Genomic DNA, 15577 nt, shown 5'->3' with positions numbered 1-15577 from the left:
CGGCTCCTCGGGTCCGGCTGCCACTGATCCGCCAGCGGCGGTCAGCCTCTGCATCCCATCCTCACCCGTTTGCCCGCTTACGGCCTGCTGAGCGATGTCCTCACCCCGAACAACGGCGTGCGCGAACACCTGACCGGTCTGCATAATCGCCTGCGTCTTGAAAGGGAGGGAACACCGTGACGGGAGAGCTCTGCCCGCACTGCTTTGCGCCGCCACGCGCCGACGGACGCCCGGGCTGCACGTGCGCGGCGCGCACGGGCGACCGACCGGACGCCACGGCCACCACCGCGCTGCACGGCATATCCGAACCGGCCCGCTCCGGCGAGCAGCATCCGGCCGACGAACCGCCCCTGGGCGGCACCACGGGCCCGGGTGGCGCGCTGGCACCGGACGGCAGCGGGCCACACCCCGAGGACCTCATGCTGTTCGCCGACGAGCCGCCACCGGCCGCCACGGGGTCGGGCCCGGGGCCTGACAGCGCGGGGCCTGACGGCGAGGCTCACAAGGACGGTACAGGCGGCACAGACGGCGCCGGAGGCGCCGGTGACGAGACGCCCGACGGCCGCCCCGGTGGGCGCGCGGCGAGACCGGTGAGCCATCGAAGGCGGCGCCCGGTGGCGATCGTGCTCGTGGCTGCGGCCATCGTCGCCGTACTGGGCACCTTGGCGTTCGGGACCGGCCTGCTCGGCGGCGACGGGGGCGACGATGACCGGGGCGAGCGGGCGCTGCCCGACGCGCACCTGGCGTCCCCGTCCGAGGCCCTGCCCACCTGGGACGGCAAGATGACGAGCAGCGCGACGCCGCCACCGAGCGGCACCGCGACCACCTCGCCCTCCGCCTCGCCCTCCGCGACCCGGTCCGGCAGCCAGCGGCCGTCCCCCAAGGCGTCGGCAACCCCGGACGGCCGCAGCGGTGCGCCCCATGCGTCGGATGCATCGACGGCCCCGCCCGCCACCCGGCCGTCCCCGACCGAGTCCACCGGCGAGGTCGGCGACCCGCCCCAACCACCGAACTCGCCTTCCGCCGACCCGCCGAAGCCGTCTGGCCCGCCCGTTCTACGCGAGGGCGACAGCGGCCCGGAGGTGGCCGAACTCCAGGACCGGCTGCGCCAAACCTGGACCTACGGCGGAGCAGCGGATGGTGCGTACGACGCGGGCGTGACGGACGCGGTGCACGACTACCAAAGCCGCCACGACCTCGCAGGCGACCCCGAGGGCGTCTACGGCCCCCGTACCCGTGCCTACCTGGAAGCCCGTACGGACGAGCCGTAGCGCGGCGCCAAGGCTCCCCACCGAGGCCCCACGGGGCGCAGCCCCCACGGGGCGCGGAGCACAGGGCCCCGAAACCACGGCCGCGTGCTTCCCACCGGCAGCTGCCCGATGTGAGGTGTTCATCGGGGCTGTGGCCGGCGGCGCTGGCGTTTGGCGCAGTCTCTTTGTATGTTTGGGAAACAAAGTGGTTCCGCCCGCACCCCTGACCGCAGGCGGAACCGCTTGCCTTCGCGCACCGCGCGCCCACGTCGAGCCCAGGAGTGCCCCATGGCTCCCACGAGCACGCCCCAGACCATCGACGCCGTCAAGGCGCTGCTTCTCGACATGGACGGGACGCTCGTCAATTCCGACGCCGTCGTGGAGCGCTGCTGGCGGCGCTGGGCCGCCGAACACGGGCTGGACGGCGACAGCGTGATCAAGGTCGTACACGGGCGGCAGGGCCAGGCCACCATGGCCGTGCTCCTCCCCGACCGCCCGCACGAGGAGAACATCGCCGACAACGCGCGGATGCTCGCCTGGGAGACATCGGATCTGACCGGCGTGGTGCCGGTGCCGGGCGCACCCGCCTTCCTGGCCTCGCTCGCACAGTTGCCGCACGCCTTGGTGACCTCCGCCGACAAGGGCCTGGCACGGGCACGGATGGGCGCCTGCGGGCTGCCGATGCCGCGCGTACGGGTCACCGCCGAGTGCGTGAGCGCCAGCAAGCCGGACCCGGAGGGCTTCCTCAAGGGCGCGGCCGAGCTTGGCTTCGCGCCCGCGGACTGCGTCGTCTTCGAAGACTCCGAGGTGGGCATTGCGGCCGGCCTGGCGGCTGGAATGCGTGTCGTGGGCGTGGGCCCCCGCGCTGCGGCGTACACGCCCACCGCGCACGTACGGGACCTGGAGCACCTCCGCGTCGAGGCCCTGCCGGACGGCAGCATGACCCTGCACCTAACGCCCTGACCCCTACTCACCTAGCGCCCTGACCCCTGCGCCTACCCCTACCCATCGGCGTAGGGGTTGGCGCAGGGGTACGCCACGCCTCACTCGCCCCGCACCCACCCCACGCCCCGGACGCACACCCCGCCCCCACCGGACGCACGCCGCGCCGCGCTCCGGCGCACGGCGCGCCCCGCTCCAGCGGCACGCGCTCCCGCAGCGACGACGGCCGGCGGCGACACCTGCCCTCGCAGCGAGGCCAGCACCAGCACCAGCACCAGCACCAGCATTAACGATGCCGCCGGGCGGCGATACGCGTAGGGCGGCGACGCTGCGGGTATCGACGACGCGTAGGTTGGCGACGACGGCCGGCGAGGACGTCTGAATTGTCATCGGTGGGCGATGACGCACGGGTCGGCGAGGACGTGAAGACCCGCCGCAGCGGCTGGAGTTGTACAGACTGATTTCCTACCTGACGCGCCGTACATCCCGTCTTACCCGCCCCGCGCAGTTCGCTGGATCACTCTGGGCTGGGCACCGCGCGAGCGCGTACCGCGCGCACGCCTGCCCCACACCTCCGGAAGGGAACACAAGGATGTCCTCCATGGGGAAGCCTCCGGCGACACTGGACGATCCTGGTGACCCGCGGGCCACCGACGTCGGCGGCGGACCGGTTCGCGGGGATCTGGCCATAGACGAAGCGCTGGGCCGCATGGGCGTCATCCTGCAACGCGGCGCAGGGAGCGTCACGCTGCGCGCGCTCACCGGCGGCGCCCGATGGGACACGGCGCCGGCGAACCTACGGCCGCTGACGTCGCGCGAGCGGCTCAGCGCGCGGATCGCGGTGGTCAACGGGCGGTGGGGGAAGTGACCGAGGACGAGGCGATCGCCGCAATCGGCGACGCGGTGGAGGACACGGTCACCGGCCGTACCGGCATCATGACGGACGCAGGTCCGTACACCTCCCCGGTGACCCGGCGCACGATGTTCCTGGTCTTCATCAGGCCGGAGCGCGGTGGCATCGAGTGGACGGTGGAGCCCACCCAAGTGCGACGGCACCCGACCGACGCATCCGCGCCCCGGCGCTGCGCCCCCGCGCCACGCACAGCGGCCCGCGCCGACACCAGCCCTCCGCACGCGGCCCCGCGCCACTGATCCCATCAGCCCGCCGGCCCCGGGCGCGATCAGCCGTACGCCCGTCCACCCGGGGCACATCCGCCGGGGCGCCCCGAGCGGGGCGCATCGGCCGGCGTCGGGCTCGTTACGCCGAGACCGCCTCGTACAGGCTGACCGCGGCCAGCAGCAGCATCACGCACGCGCCGATTTTGGTGATCAGCCGGAGCGGTACGTACTTCATCAGCGTGCGCCCGCCGACGATGCCGATGCCGGCCACGGCCCACAGCGCGAGCACAGCGCCGACACCGACGGACAGCGGGCTGTCGTAGCGGGCGGCCAGGTTGGCGGTCATGATCTGGGTCAGATCGCCGAACTCGGCGACCAGGATCAGCATGAAGCCGCTGCCAGCGACCTTCCAAAAGCTCTGGTCAGCGGGCTTTTTAACCTCCTCATCGGCGTCGTCCTTCTTCAGCAGGAGCATGGCCGCGCCGGCCAGGAAGAGCACGCCGACGATCGCCTGGAGCAGTCGTTGCGGCAGCAGGGTGAGCACGCTGCCGGCGGCGATGGCGAGCGCGACGTGGACGGCGAACGCGGCGGCGACGCCGGCGAAGACGTACGACGCGCGGTAGCGGGTGCCCAGCATCAGACCGGCCAGGGCGGTCTTGTCGGGCAGTTCGGCGAGGAAGACGACGCCGAAGGTCACGGCGGCGACGGTGAGGCTGAACACGGGGTGGATGTCCTCATTCGGTCGGGCGACCGCACCGAAAAGGGCCCTGCGAGAGGGGTCGCTTCGGCACGGCAGCGTCAAACACTGCGGCCGAAGGTCTCGCTGGCACGGTGGTGTGCACGGAACAAAGGCGGCATATCTCGCGGATATGCCCGATCCGTACCCACCGGCCTCCGGGCGCCGGCTCACCTTCCCCCTGACGCGTGAGCGCCCCGCCGCAAGCGGCGGACGAGAGACGGGCGAGCAGTATGTCGACGGTCCGGCGAAGAGCTACTCCCCTTCTGCTGCCGTCGAGGATACGTCAGCGTCCGCGATCCGGTGCAGCCGTCCTGTGGCGACCAGCTCAAGCACCACTGCGACCGCCACCACCTGCACCGCCATCAGCGCGACCAGCACAAAGAGCTGGACCGCGCCGGCCTGCACCGGCGAGGCGCCACCCAGCAGCATCCCGACGAAGGCCCCGGGCAACGTGACGAGGCCCACGGTCCTGGTCTGGTCGAGGCCCGGCAGCAACGCGTCGGCGGCGGCGGGGCGGGCGATCTCCAGTCGGGCGTCGCGGGCGAGCAGTCCCAGCGCGAGGCCGGCCTCCACCTCGCCCCGCCGTACCTCCAACTCGTCCAGGGCACGTCGGCCGCCGAGCACCGTCGCGGTGAGCGCGCCGCCGATGAGAATGCCGGTGACCGGGATCAGCGTGATGCCCTTGACCGGCACCAGGCCGGTCAGCAGCAGCGCGGCGACCACCGGTACCACCCCCGCGGCGATCGGCGGCGCGGCCCAGCCCCAGGTGCGGTTGGTGGTGATGCGGCGGCCAGCCGTGCGTACGGCGACCGCGAACATCATGGCGATGAAGGCGAGCAACAGCGGCACGGCGCGTACGACCCAGCCGATGAGCAGGGCGACGGCGGCTAGTTGCAAAACGGCGCGCAACCCCGCGGTCAGCACAGCGCGCGCATGGCTCTGCCCGCCGTCACTGCGCGCCTGCGCCGCCGATGCCTCCGATGCGCCCGGCGCATGCACTCCGCCCAACGCACCCGATGCATCCGATGCGCCCGTACGCCTCCACCCGGTGCGTCGTAGCACCGCGCGCACCCCCCGCCGGCACCATCGCACCGCGCGCGAGATCACCGCACGCCAGGTGTGGGCGCCTCGCGCCGTGGCCGCGCCCCCAGCTTGTCGTGCGCCTATGCCATGCGTGAGGTGGGCGAGCGCGCCAACGGCCGCGGCGGCGATGAGCAGGGCGGCAAGCACCATCCCGAGCGTGGGACTCACGGGCAGCAGGGCCGCACCAGCGAGGTGGGTCACGGCAGGCACACCCTCACCTTACGGCGCGTCAAAGCACTGGCCATGGCCGCCGCGTACGGATACGCCAAACCCCTAGCGCCCCTTGCTTTGACATGACCGCGTCGTCACCCTGTTACCTAGCGCCTACCCCACGGAAACCCGGCGCCGAGAACATATCTGGGCCACAGCGCCCGCATCCCCCCACTTCAGAGGGAGTTCGCCATGTCCCGTACGGACACGACCTCATCACGTCGAGGCGTCTACGCGCGTCGAGCCACCGCCATCGGTGGACTCGTCACGCTGGTCGGCACGTTGGTGCTGAGCGGCCCGAGCGCGTATGCCGCTCCGCCCACCCCGCCGGACGCCGCCACCGCGCGCACCTACCTCTCGCAGCTCACCGTCAAGGCCGAGGGCTCATCGGACGGTTACAGCCGCGACAAGTTCCCGCACTGGAGCACTCAGAACGGCGCCTGCAACACCCGCGAGGTCGTCCTCAAACGGGACGGCAAGGACGTCGAGCAGGACAGCAGTTGCGCCGCCGTCAAGGGCTCCTGGTTCTCCCCGTACGACGGCGCTACCTGGCACGCGGCGTCCGACGTGGACATCGACCACATGGTGCCGCTGTCCGAGGCCTGGAAGTCCGGCGCCAACGCCTGGACCACGTCCCGGCGTGAGGGCTTCGCCAACGACCTCACTCGCGCCCAGCTCCTCGCCGTCACCGACAACGTCAACCAGGCCAAGGGGGACAAGGACCCCGCCGAGTGGCTGCCGCCCACCAACAGCTACCACTGCACGTACGCCCGGATGTGGGTCTCGGTGAAGCACTCCTACGGCCTGTCCGTTGACAGCGCCGAAAAGAGCGCCCTCAGCAGCATCCTCAACCGCTGCTGACCAGCCCGCACCACGCACCACCACTGGCCCGCCGCCCCCCGCACGGGGCGGCGGGCCAGCCGCATGGGTGGGCGACGGCGTGTGCTGTGTGACAGCTGGTGCGTGACAACTGATGCGCGACAACTGATCGAGGTCCGCTTCGATGCTGCTTCCTGCACGGGCCGCCACGTCGGCGGAAACTTCCCGTGCGGCCCGGTCATTCCGTACCGTACAAACGCGCGAACAGTAGAGCCGTACGGTACGTGCGTACGGCCGTGGCGAACGCGCCGGACGGCCGCGCTGGGCCACCGGGGGCGCCCCCACGGCCACATGGCCCCACGGCCACGCGGCGACGAAGCGACGGAGGGACAGCAGATGGCCAGGTTGCGCCTGGGGCCGTTGCTACGCCAGATCGACTGGGAAACTGGCGAGCGCGCCACCGTATGGGTGGAGACCGACGAGCCGTGCACGGTAGAGGTGCGCTGCGTACCCGTAGCGGACGCTGCCACCGGTGGCGCGCCGCAGGTAGCGCACACCGAGCCCGTACGAGAGCAGCTCACCGCCGGCGCACAGCCGGGCGGATCGACTCGCACCTGGCGGATCGCCGGGCACCACTACGCCCTCGTGGAGGTCACGGGGCTGCGCCCGGGCAGCGTGAGCGCGTATGAGGTGCTGCTCGACGGCGAACGGGTGTGGCCGCTGCCGGACTCACGGTTCCCCGCGTCCACGATCCGTACGCCGTCCCCCGAGCAAGCGACCGCACGCGGCCAAGCAGCCGCCTCCGCCACCGGTGGCGCGCCCGCCGTGCAGATCGTCTTCGGCTCCTGCCGATGGGCGGCGCCACCCGGAGCGGACGCCCATGATCCGGTCGGCCCCGACGCGCTGGACACCCTCGCCGGCCACATCGCCCACACGCCTGATGGCGAGCGCCCCGATGCGCTGGTCCTGCTCGGCGACCAGGTGTACGCGGACGAGACCTCAGCGGCCACCCGCGCCTGGCTGGCCACCCGGCGCGATGTGAGCCAGCCACCGTGGCACCAGGTCGCGGACTACGAGGAGTACACCCGGCTCTACTACGAGTCCTGGCTTGACCCGGAGGTGCGGTGGCTGCTCTCCACCGTGCCCAGCTGCATGATGTTCGATGATCATGACGTGGTCGATGATTGGAATACCAGCGCCGCCTGGTTGGCGCAGATGCGGGCCACCCCCTGGTGGCGCACGCGGGTGCTGAGCGGGCTGATGTCGTACTGGGTGTACCAGCACCTGGGCAACCTCTCCCCCGCCGAACTCGCGGCCGACGAACTCTACGCGGCGGTCCGCGCGGCAAGCACAGCGCAAGAGCAGCAGGAGAACGAGCAACGGGAGCGCCGGGAGAAGCTCCAGGCGCAGAGCGCGACGGCGGAGCAGGCCAGTGGGGCAGCGCCGGCCGATGAGGCGAGCGCGGGGCCCGGTACGACGGTCAGCTCCGTGTCGGCGGCGGGTGGTGCCGCCGCCGAAGCGCCTACCGGACACTCGGGGTTGGCTCATCCCACGACGGCGCCGGACGCCACCGCTGTGCTGCGCGACTTCGTCGAACGCTCCGACGCCGACCCGACGTTCGCCCGCTGGAGCTATCGTCGCGACTACGGTCGCGTGCGGTTGCTGATGGTGGACACCCGGGCAGCCCGGGTGCTCGACGAGGGCGCCAGGTCCATGCTCGACGAGAAAGAGTTGACCTGGCTCCGCGACCAGGCGCACGCGGGCCAAGGCGAGATGGACCATCTGCTCATCGGCACCTCGCTGCCGTGGCTGTTGCCCCACTTCGTACACGACGTCGAGGGGTGGAACGCGGCGCTGTGCGCGGGCGAACGCGGGCCCCGCTGGGCGCGGATCGCCGAGAACGTACGGCAGCGCGCCGATCTGGAGCACTGGTCGGCCTTCCCCAGCTCCTTCGACGCGCTGACCGACCTGATCGCCGAGGCGGGGCGCGGCCCACAGGCACCCGCGACGATCAGCGTGCTGTCCGGGGACGTGCACCACGCATACGTCGCAGAGCCTGACTGGTCACGCTGGCCGCTGCCGCCCAACAGCCACGTGCTGCAACTGACCTGCTCGCCGGTGCACAACAGCATTCCGGCGTCGATCCGAGTCGGTTTCCGGTTCGGCTGGAGCCGAGCGGGCCGCCAACTCGGCCGCGTCTTCGCCCGGCACGGCAGGACGGGGCGGGCGGCGCTCGGTTGGCGGCGCACGGGCGGGCCCTGGTTCGGCAACCAGCTCATGACCCTGACGCTGCGCGGCCGGGACGCGAAGCTACGCCTTGATCAGGCGCGCGTGGACCGCTCGGGGGCGGCCAGGCTGGTCACCGCGATGCAACGCACCGTGGGCCCACCGCGCCGCTGACCGCCACGGCACCCGACCGGCACCGACCCACGGCACCCGAGCGGCACCGACCCACGACACCAACCCACGGCACCGCCCTACTGTCGCTCCGCGGTGTCGGCGGCGATAGCCGCCACGGCCTGGGCCACGTGGGCCGTCGCAGCCTCCTTGTCGATGCCGGCATCCGCCAAGACGCCGGCCCCGTCCTCGTGTTCAAGGAGCGCGAGCAGCAGGTGTTCCGTCCCGACGTGGTTGTGCCCCAGCCGCAGGGCCTCCCGGAGCGTCAGCTCCAGCGCCTTGCGTGCCCCTGCGGTGTACGGGATGAGCTCGGGCACCTCGTCTGCCGCCGCAGGCAGCGCCGCGACCACCACCTCCCGCACCCGTTCCAGCGGCACGTCCTGCGCGAGGATCGCCCGCGCACCCAGCCCCTGTGGCTCACTCAGCAGCCCAAGGACCAGATGTTCGGGGCCCACCTCCGCGTTGGCCGCGGCCTTGGCCTCGTTGTGCGCGGCCACCACCGCGTTCTTGGCCCGCTCGGTGAACTGGTTGAAGCCCTGCTGCGGGTTGGGGTCCGCCGACTCCCCCGCGCCCTTGGGCACGAACCGCTTCTGGGCCGCCTGCCGGGTGACCCCCATGCTCTTGCCGATCTCCGTCCAGGAGGCGCCGGAGCGCCGCGCCTGGTCCACGAAGTGGCCGATCAGATGATCGGCCAGGTCCCCGAGGTGGTCGGCGGCCACCACCGCGCCGGAGAGCTGGTCGAGCGCGTCGGGGTGGACCTTCTTGATGGCCTCGATCAGCTCGTCGAGCCGGACGGGAGGCGTCACGCTTAATGGCTTCGTCATGCGTCAACCGTAGGTTGACAGCCTCGACTCGTCAACCGTGGGTTGACAGCCGAAGGACCAAGGTCCGCACCCCTCGGACACCCTTTCCGTGGAGGCACTTCTCGACGGACCGTCGAAATTCGGCCACGCTCGCGTTCACTACACGAACGACCTCAAAGCGAGCGGCCTGAGCCTCGCGAAAAGTCCATACCAACTGGTCGAGACCACTAGGCAGCTACCTGCACGTCGCCGTGGGCTCGACGTGCCGACCGAGGGTGTTCACCGAGTACAGGTGGCGGACGGCGATCCCGTAAGGGGTTGGTGACGCTGCGCGGCGCAGCCGCCGCGATGCGTGCAACGCCACGGGCAGGGGCGATGGACACATACCGCCCTCCACGCCCACTTCCCGCCCCCGCGCGCGGCCGGCAAGGGCTTCTCCAGGCCACATGGAGACAGCCTGGCAGAACTTGAACTTGCAACAATCGGATAGGCGTACCTAACCTGGCCCCCTCGTTGTTTCCCGTCCCCGAAACGAGGAGTCCCCCTCATGCCATATCCCGCCCCGCTCACCGAGCGCCTCGACGCTGCGCGGCCTCACGTCCTGTCCCTGTTCCGGATCGTCGTCGGCCTGCTGTTCGCCTGCCACGGCGCCTCTTCGCTCTTTGGCGTCCTCGGCGGCGTAGGCGGCACCGGCGCCACCATTGACACGGGCTCCTGGCCCGGCTGGTACGCGTCCGTGATCCAACTCGTCGGCGGCATCCTCGTAATGACCGGCCTCCTCACCCGCCCCGCCGCGTTCATATCCTCCGGCTCGATGGCGTACGCCTACTTCGTCGAGCACCAGACCGAGAAGCTGTGGCCGCTCGAAAACGGCGGCGAGGCGTCCGCGATGTTCTGCTGGGCGTTCTTGCTCATCGTCTTCACCGGCCCCGGCCCCTGGGCGCTCGACCGCGTTATCGGCAGCGAGCGCGAGCAGCTCTCGACCGAGCCGCGGCGCCAGCCGACCCGCGTCTGACCACCCGCGGGCCGTCCATCGGCCCGCTAGCCCACCGCTCACCGGCACCTGTGCCGGTGTTGCGTCCGGCACCCCGGCCGCCACCCGATATCGATCGGGTGGCGGCCGGACGCCGTTCAGACCCGACTCGCCCCCTTGCGCGAACGCTCGCCGACCAGCAGCGCAGAGGTGAGCCGCAGGCGGCGGCGCCACCGCCCCGGGCGCCCCGCACGCGGGTGCATGAGGACCGTCAGCTGATGGCTCTACCGATCTGCCGAGGTAACGACGTGGTGACGAGTCGATATATCGAGGTACCGAGATTGGGCGGAATAACTGGCCCGTTATGCGATGTTGTGCACGGTGTGCCCATGCGCTTGGGCCTCATTATCGACACTTAACGACCCTGTCACATGCACCCACAGCGGCCGTGCGGCGCGATCACAGCCTCAGGAGATCAACACCAGCGGCTCGTGCTCGGTATGCTCTTTCGACACAGGCGTACGCTGTATGGCTGTAGAGGCCGCTCCTGCCGCTCCCTTGCGACGTCGCGGCGGGGGATCGGGATCGGGAGAGACGTTGCTAGAAACCTTGGGGTCGTTGGTAAACACCCCGTGGATCTACGTGATCATCGGCATGTCCGTACTCCTCGATGTCTTCCTGCCCGTACTACCCAGCGGCATCTTGGTGATCGCTGCGGCCACGGCCGCAGCCGGCACCACGACCGCCGATGCGGTGGGTGCCGCGCGAGGCGTAAAGCCCGACGCCGACGTGCCCGAGATGCTCGCGCTGGTGCTGTGCGCCGCCACTGCCTCTTTGCTCGGTGACCTGGTCGCCTACCGGCTGGCCTGGCGTGGTGGCGAACGCCTCGACCGCGCCATCGCCCGATCCCGCCGACTGACCGCCGCCCAGCAGAAGTTGGGCACCGCCCTGGTGCATGGCGGAGGCACACTCGTCGTCCTCGCCCGGTTCGCGCCCGCCGGGCGCTCCGTGGTGAGCCTGGGCGCTGGCGCCGCGCACCGTAAGGCTGCTGAGTTTCTGCCCTGGTCCGCGCTGGCCGGGTTGATGTGGGCCGCGTACAGCGTGGGCCTTGGCTACCTGGGTGGCCAGTGGCTCGGTGCCACCTGGCTGAGCACCGCCGTCTCGGTGTTGTCACTGTTCGCGGTCGGCACGATCGCCGGATACGTGATGAGCCGCCGCCCGGCCAACCACGAGGCCCCGCAAGCCTCCTGAAGCGCCATCGGCCGCGGGGTCTACCGCTCACGCATGCGCGCCGCGCCGGCCGGAGCGCGACCTACGACGCCATACGAACGCGCATACGAATCAATCACCCCGCGTCTTCACTCGATTACAGGCACCTGCGTAAATCCGGTTATCGTCCCTCCCATGCTCATCTCCCTCCCTTCCGCTTCAGCATGGTGACCCGTCGCGCCCGGTTCGGTTTCACGGTCGTGGCCAGCGCTGCGCTGCTCGGCGCCGGGATCATGACCGTACGAGAACTGGCTGAGGACACTGCCGACCCATTGCCCACCGTTCCGGACGAGCACCGCGCGGCGATCGAGGCCGCAGCCCGCACCTGCGCCCCGCTGAGCGTGCCGTTGCTCGGCGCGCAAATCGACGCTGAGAGCGGGTGGGACCCTCAAGCGAGTTCCGGCAAGGCCGATGGGATCGCGCAGTTCGCGCCGGCCACCTGGTCCGAATGGGGCCGCGACGCAGACGGCGACGGCAAGGCCGATGTCTGGAACCCCAAGGACGCCATCCCGGCCCAGGCCCGCTATCTCTGCCACCTCTACACCTCGGTCAAGGACGTCCCCGGCAACCCCACCGAACTAGCCCTCGCCGCCTACAACGCGGGCCCCGGCGCGGTACTCCGGGCGCGCGGCATCCCCGAGTTCAACGAAACCCAGGGCTACGTGAAGCGCATCACCAAGCAACTGCTGCCCGAATACGAGCAGACGGAACGGGAGCGGCGCGAAAGGCTACAAAAAGACACCGGCAAAACCGCCAGCACATCCCCTGGTGCAACATCCAACGAAAACAGCGATTAGCGCGGCGGCGAAAGCGGCGGCGGGAGGACCGGAGACACAGCGGGCTCCGGTGACACGGGTGCCACCGGAGCCACCGGAGCCACCGGCAATGCGGATGGCAGCACTGGTTTTGCACTATTCCGCACTGCTCCGAACTGTTTCGCGCGCTCCAAGCTATCCCGCGCTATTTCGCGCTGCCCGGTGCCATCGCGCGCTACTCCATGCAATTTCATGCTATTCCGGGTCCTGTGCGAGGAAATCCTCCACGATCCGTATCAGCGCAAGTGGCGACTCGTCCGCCGGATAGTGCCCCGCATACGGCAAAATCACCAGCCTGGCGGCCGGGTACCACCGCAGCCATGTCTGGCGCATGACCTCGGCCGACAGCGCCGGGTCGTGCCCGCCGACCACCACGCATACCGGCAGCTTCGAGCCGGAGATCTGCTCGTGGAAGTCCTCCAGCGCCCAGGAGTCGAGCCATGCGCGAAGCGCCTGGGGGACGCTGTGTTCGACGGAGTGCCGGACCATGAGGTCGAGCCACACATCGGGGTGACGGTTGCCCGTCGTTACGTCGATGATCGTGCGGCGGTTCTCGGGGTGCTCGGCGGCCGAGGCGAACAACTCCCACTGCTCGCCCTCCATCGGCGCCCCGCTAGCGGGCACCGGCGCTATTCCCACCAGCCGGCGCACCCGGAGCGGTGCCGCCGCCAACACACGCTGCGCGACCGCGGCACCCATCGAGTGCCCCAGCAGCGAGAAACGCTGCCAGCCCAAGTGGTCGGCCAGGGCCAGCAGGTCCCGACCCGCCTCGCTGGTGGTGTATTCGCCGGGCACATCACGCGCTGTGCCGTAGCCCCGCAGATCCGGCATGACGTAGGTGAACGTCCGCCGGTCGATGTGTGGGAGCAGCGCTGCGTACGCGGCACGGTCCGAAAACCAGCCGTGTATGGCCATGACCCGGTGCGGGCCCTCTCCAATGACCTCGTGCGGTGGTACGAAGGGAGCGAGGGGAGCCACGACGCCTCCGGTCCGGGGTTCGATGCGAGCGCCTGGCACACCCGCAGGGCATAACCGTGACCTCAACTCAGCGCGTGGGCAAGCCGCCTGGCCGGATCGGTTGCACCGGTGACAAGGCCGGGGACCCCGTCGATCGGCGCGCCGCGCACCGCCACAGGCCCGCCGCCAGCGCCGTCGGGTTCGTACAAGATCACCTGACGGGGCCGGAACTACGCCGCTGACGTGACCCTCTTCACCACCGGCCCGCCCCCGTACGGGGCCCGGCCTCGGGAGATACTGCGCACAGCCGTACGCGTCCGCCCAGTGGGTCTGCGGCGAACCAACCCGGCAAGCGCAGGGGGTGCGGGGGCGGGGCGTGCACACAAGAGACGGAGCGCGCCCTGGGCGACGGCGGTGGGACTGCTGGAGGCCCGGGCGAGCGCGAAGGAACGAGGGAGCAGCATGAGGATCGGAATCGTCGGTGCCACCGGCCAGGTCGGCGGCGTGATGCGCGGCATACTCGCCGAGCGCGGATTCCCGGTGGAGCAGTTGCGGCTGTTCGCCTCCGCACGCTCAGCGGGGCGGACCCTGCCCTGGCAGGGCACCGAGATCAGCGTCGAGGACGCGGCCACCGCGGACTTCTCCGGCCTTGACATCGTGCTGTTCTCGGCGGGCGGTGCGAGCTCCAAGGTGCTGGCCCCCAAGGTGGCGGCAGCCGGGCCCGTGGTGATCGACAACTCGTCGGCCTGGCGGATGGACCCGCAGGTTCCGCTCGTCGTCTCGGAGGTGAACCCGCACGCCATCGCCGAGCGCCCGAAGGGCATCATCGCCAACCCCAACTGCACCACGATGGCCGCCATGCCGGTGCTGCGCCCGCTGCATGCCGAGGCCGGTCTGACGGGCCTGGTGGTCGCCACGTACCAGGCGGTGTCCGGCAGCGGCCTTGAGGGCGTGAGCGAACTGGATGAGCAGGTACGCAAGACCGCCGAGTCAGCGGCCCAACTCACGCACGACGGCGCGGCCGTGGACCTGCCAGCCCCGCGCAAGTTCGCGCGCCCGATCGCCTTCAATGTGCTGCCGCTGGCCGGGTCCCTCCTCGACGATGGCTCCGGCGAGACGGACGAGGAGCGCAAGCTGCGTAACGAGAGCCGCAAGATCCTGGGCATCCCGGAACTGCTGGTCTCCGGCACCTGCGTACGGGTTCCCGTGTTCACCGGCCACTCGCTTCAGATCAACGCCCGCTTCGCCCGCCCGCTCAGCCCCGAGCGCGCCGCAGCGCTGCTGGCCGCCGCCCCGGGCATTGCGCTGTCCGACATCCCCACGCCACTGCAAGCCGCCGGTCAGGACCCCACATACGTGGGCCGCATACGGCGCGACGAGACCGTCCCAGACGGCCACGGCCTGGCTCTCTTCTGCTCCAGCGACAACCTCCGCAAGGGTGCTGCGCTGAACGCCGTGCAGATCGCGGAACTCGTGGCGGCGGAATCCGCGGCGTAATGCCCGTAACTGGCGCCGTTACGCCGTGTTATCCGGCCGGCTGTCCAGCCGCGCCGCGCTGCGCCCGCCGAAGGGCACATCCGGCTGCGCGTTGTGTAACCCGGCCATGGTGATCTGCACGTAGCGGCGCCAGTCCCCCGTCCCGTTCCTGATGATTGCCGCAAGCCCGCACACGATCATGCTGAGGTCGGCCACCTCCACGTCCGGGCGGATCACTCCCTGCGCCCTGGCGCGCGCGATGAGTTCGGCCGCTATCGCCTCGGTGCGCTCCGCCGCGGCGCCCGCCGGCCTGGCCGACCCGAGCGTTGCCTCGATCGATGCGGTCAGCCCGCGATCGGTGGCCAGCACCTCGCCGATGTACGCGATGTAGCGGGTGAGCCCATCGGCGGCGTCCGGGCATGGCAAACACGCCGTGCGGCCGAACTCGACGATGTCCGCGTGCCGTTGTTCGCCCGCGGCCTCGATGAGCGCGGCTCGGCTGGGGAAGTGCCGGTAGACGGTGCCGACGCCGACCCCTGCGGCCCTGGCGACTTCGGGCATCTGCACATCCTCACCGCGCGCCGTGAAGAGGTCGCGCGCGGCGTTGAGGACGCGGGCCCGATTGCGCTCTGCGTCGGCGCGCGGCTTGCGGCGCCGTGGGGGCGTTGGGGTGGGCACGGTGCCCGATCTTAGTGCCAGCGCTGCCGGCGCGTTCCGTGACCGCA

At 70.8% G+C, this 15577-nt stretch carries 15 protein-coding genes; 10 read left to right on the top strand and 5 right to left on the bottom strand.

Translation table 11 applies throughout. The features are described 5' to 3' along the window. The first annotated feature begins 176 nt into the window (after positions 1 to 176). The 4 genes from FHS42_RS38460 (at position 177) to FHS42_RS01145 (ending at position 3344) form a co-directional block, all read left to right on the top strand. Positions 177 to 1271 (top strand): peptidoglycan-binding domain-containing protein, encoded by a 1095-nt coding sequence (locus FHS42_RS38460; protein ID WP_184568580.1) that lies wholly within the window; start codon positions 177 to 179, stop codon positions 1269 to 1271. 267 nt (positions 1272 to 1538) lie between these two features. Beyond that, positions 1539 to 2213 carry an HAD-IA family hydrolase gene (locus tag FHS42_RS01155; RefSeq protein WP_184568579.1) on the top strand — a complete coding sequence of 225 codons (675 nt, stop codon included), beginning with the start codon at positions 1539 to 1541 and terminating at the stop codon, positions 2211 to 2213. Between the two features lie 580 nt (positions 2214 to 2793). Further along, positions 2794 to 3060 (top strand): hypothetical protein, encoded by a 267-nt coding sequence (locus FHS42_RS01150; RefSeq protein ID WP_184568578.1) that lies wholly within the window; start codon positions 2794 to 2796, stop codon positions 3058 to 3060. Next, a complete protein-coding gene (locus tag FHS42_RS01145; RefSeq protein WP_184568577.1) occupies positions 3057 to 3344 on the top strand; it encodes a hypothetical protein in 288 nt (95 codons plus the stop codon). The genes FHS42_RS01150 and FHS42_RS01145 overlap by 4 nt, the downstream gene beginning before the upstream one ends. 106 nt (positions 3345 to 3450) lie before the next feature. On the opposite strand, the gene FHS42_RS01140 is transcribed toward FHS42_RS01145, so the two are convergent. Next, positions 3451 to 4032, bottom strand: a complete 582-nt coding sequence (locus tag FHS42_RS01140) for a TMEM165/GDT1 family protein (RefSeq protein ID WP_184568576.1) — start codon at positions 4030 to 4032, stop codon at positions 3451 to 3453. Between the two features lie 270 nt (positions 4033 to 4302). Next, complete coding sequence (locus FHS42_RS01135; protein ID WP_184569017.1) at positions 4303 to 5058, bottom strand: ABC transporter permease; 756 nt, start codon at positions 5056 to 5058, stop codon at positions 4303 to 4305. Positions 5059 to 5535: 477 nt separating this feature from the next. On the opposite strand from FHS42_RS01135, the gene FHS42_RS01130 reads away from it, so the two are divergent. Both FHS42_RS01130 and FHS42_RS01125 read left to right on the top strand, forming a co-directional pair. Next, on the top strand, positions 5536 to 6204 hold the full coding sequence (locus FHS42_RS01130; RefSeq protein ID WP_184568575.1) for an HNH endonuclease family protein: 669 nt from the start codon (positions 5536 to 5538) through the stop codon (positions 6202 to 6204). 354 nt (positions 6205 to 6558) lie between these two features. After that, positions 6559 to 8562, top strand: a complete 2004-nt coding sequence (locus FHS42_RS01125) for a DUF7800 domain-containing protein (RefSeq protein ID WP_184568574.1) — start codon at positions 6559 to 6561, stop codon at positions 8560 to 8562. Positions 8563 to 8639: 77 nt separating this feature from the next. Here FHS42_RS01125 and FHS42_RS01120 read toward each other — a convergent pair whose 3' ends face one another. Next, positions 8640 to 9383: a Clp protease N-terminal domain-containing protein gene (locus FHS42_RS01120; protein ID WP_184568573.1), complete on the bottom strand. Its 744-nt coding sequence runs from the start codon at positions 9381 to 9383 to the stop codon at positions 8640 to 8642. Between the two features lie 526 nt (positions 9384 to 9909). Here FHS42_RS01120 and FHS42_RS01115 point away from each other — a divergent pair. From FHS42_RS01115 to FHS42_RS01105, 3 genes are all read left to right on the top strand, one after another. Further along, positions 9910 to 10377, top strand: coding sequence for a DoxX family protein (locus FHS42_RS01115; RefSeq protein ID WP_184568572.1), 468 nt, complete (start codon positions 9910 to 9912; stop codon positions 10375 to 10377). A 555-nt stretch (positions 10378 to 10932) separates the two neighbouring features. Beyond that, positions 10933 to 11586 carry a DedA family protein gene (locus tag FHS42_RS01110; protein ID WP_184568571.1) on the top strand — a complete coding sequence of 218 codons (654 nt, stop codon included), beginning with the start codon at positions 10933 to 10935 and terminating at the stop codon, positions 11584 to 11586. 182 nt (positions 11587 to 11768) lie between these two features. After that, positions 11769 to 12401 carry a lytic transglycosylase domain-containing protein gene (locus FHS42_RS01105; protein ID WP_221475939.1) on the top strand — a complete coding sequence of 211 codons (633 nt, stop codon included), beginning with the start codon at positions 11769 to 11771 and terminating at the stop codon, positions 12399 to 12401. A 213-nt stretch (positions 12402 to 12614) separates the two neighbouring features. On the opposite strand, the gene FHS42_RS01100 is transcribed toward FHS42_RS01105, so the two are convergent. After that, positions 12615 to 13397, bottom strand: coding sequence for an alpha/beta fold hydrolase (locus tag FHS42_RS01100; RefSeq protein WP_312866655.1), 783 nt, complete (start codon positions 13395 to 13397; stop codon positions 12615 to 12617). Between the two features lie 441 nt (positions 13398 to 13838). Here FHS42_RS01100 and FHS42_RS01095 point away from each other — a divergent pair, with 441 nt between their 5' ends. Then, complete coding sequence (locus tag FHS42_RS01095) at positions 13839 to 14873, top strand: aspartate-semialdehyde dehydrogenase (protein ID WP_184568570.1); 1035 nt, start codon at positions 13839 to 13841, stop codon at positions 14871 to 14873. Between the two features lie 18 nt (positions 14874 to 14891). Here the strand turns inward: FHS42_RS01095 and FHS42_RS01090 are convergent, their stop codons facing one another. Next, positions 14892 to 15530, bottom strand: coding sequence for a TetR/AcrR family transcriptional regulator (locus FHS42_RS01090; RefSeq protein ID WP_312866654.1), 639 nt, complete (start codon positions 15528 to 15530; stop codon positions 14892 to 14894). Between the last annotated feature and the right edge of the window lie 47 nt (positions 15531 to 15577).

Origin of the sequence: Streptomyces zagrosensis (assembly GCF_014203645.1) — a bacterium.
GTDB lineage: Bacteria > Actinomycetota > Actinomycetes > Streptomycetales > Streptomycetaceae > Streptomyces > Streptomyces zagrosensis.
This window is presented reverse-complemented; position numbering and strand designations above follow the sequence as displayed.

Coding starts and splice junctions, on each gene's coding strand:
- FHS42_RS01130 (WP_184568575.1), top strand. CDS start 5,536: ATGTCCCGTACGGACACGACCTCATCACGTCGAGGCGTCTACGCGCGT.
- FHS42_RS01105 (WP_221475939.1), top strand. CDS start 11,769: ATGGTGACCCGTCGCGCCCGGTTCGGTTTCACGGTCGTGGCCAGCGCT.
- FHS42_RS01120 (WP_184568573.1), bottom strand. CDS start 9,383: ATGACGAAGCCATTAAGCGTGACGCCTCCCGTCCGGCTCGACGAGCTG.
- FHS42_RS01125 (WP_184568574.1), top strand. CDS start 6,559: ATGGCCAGGTTGCGCCTGGGGCCGTTGCTACGCCAGATCGACTGGGAA.
- FHS42_RS01115 (WP_184568572.1), top strand. CDS start 9,910: ATGCCATATCCCGCCCCGCTCACCGAGCGCCTCGACGCTGCGCGGCCT.
- FHS42_RS01095 (WP_184568570.1), top strand. CDS start 13,839: ATGAGGATCGGAATCGTCGGTGCCACCGGCCAGGTCGGCGGCGTGATG.
- FHS42_RS01155 (WP_184568579.1), top strand. CDS start 1,539: ATGGCTCCCACGAGCACGCCCCAGACCATCGACGCCGTCAAGGCGCTG.
- FHS42_RS01150 (WP_184568578.1), top strand. CDS start 2,794: ATGGGGAAGCCTCCGGCGACACTGGACGATCCTGGTGACCCGCGGGCC.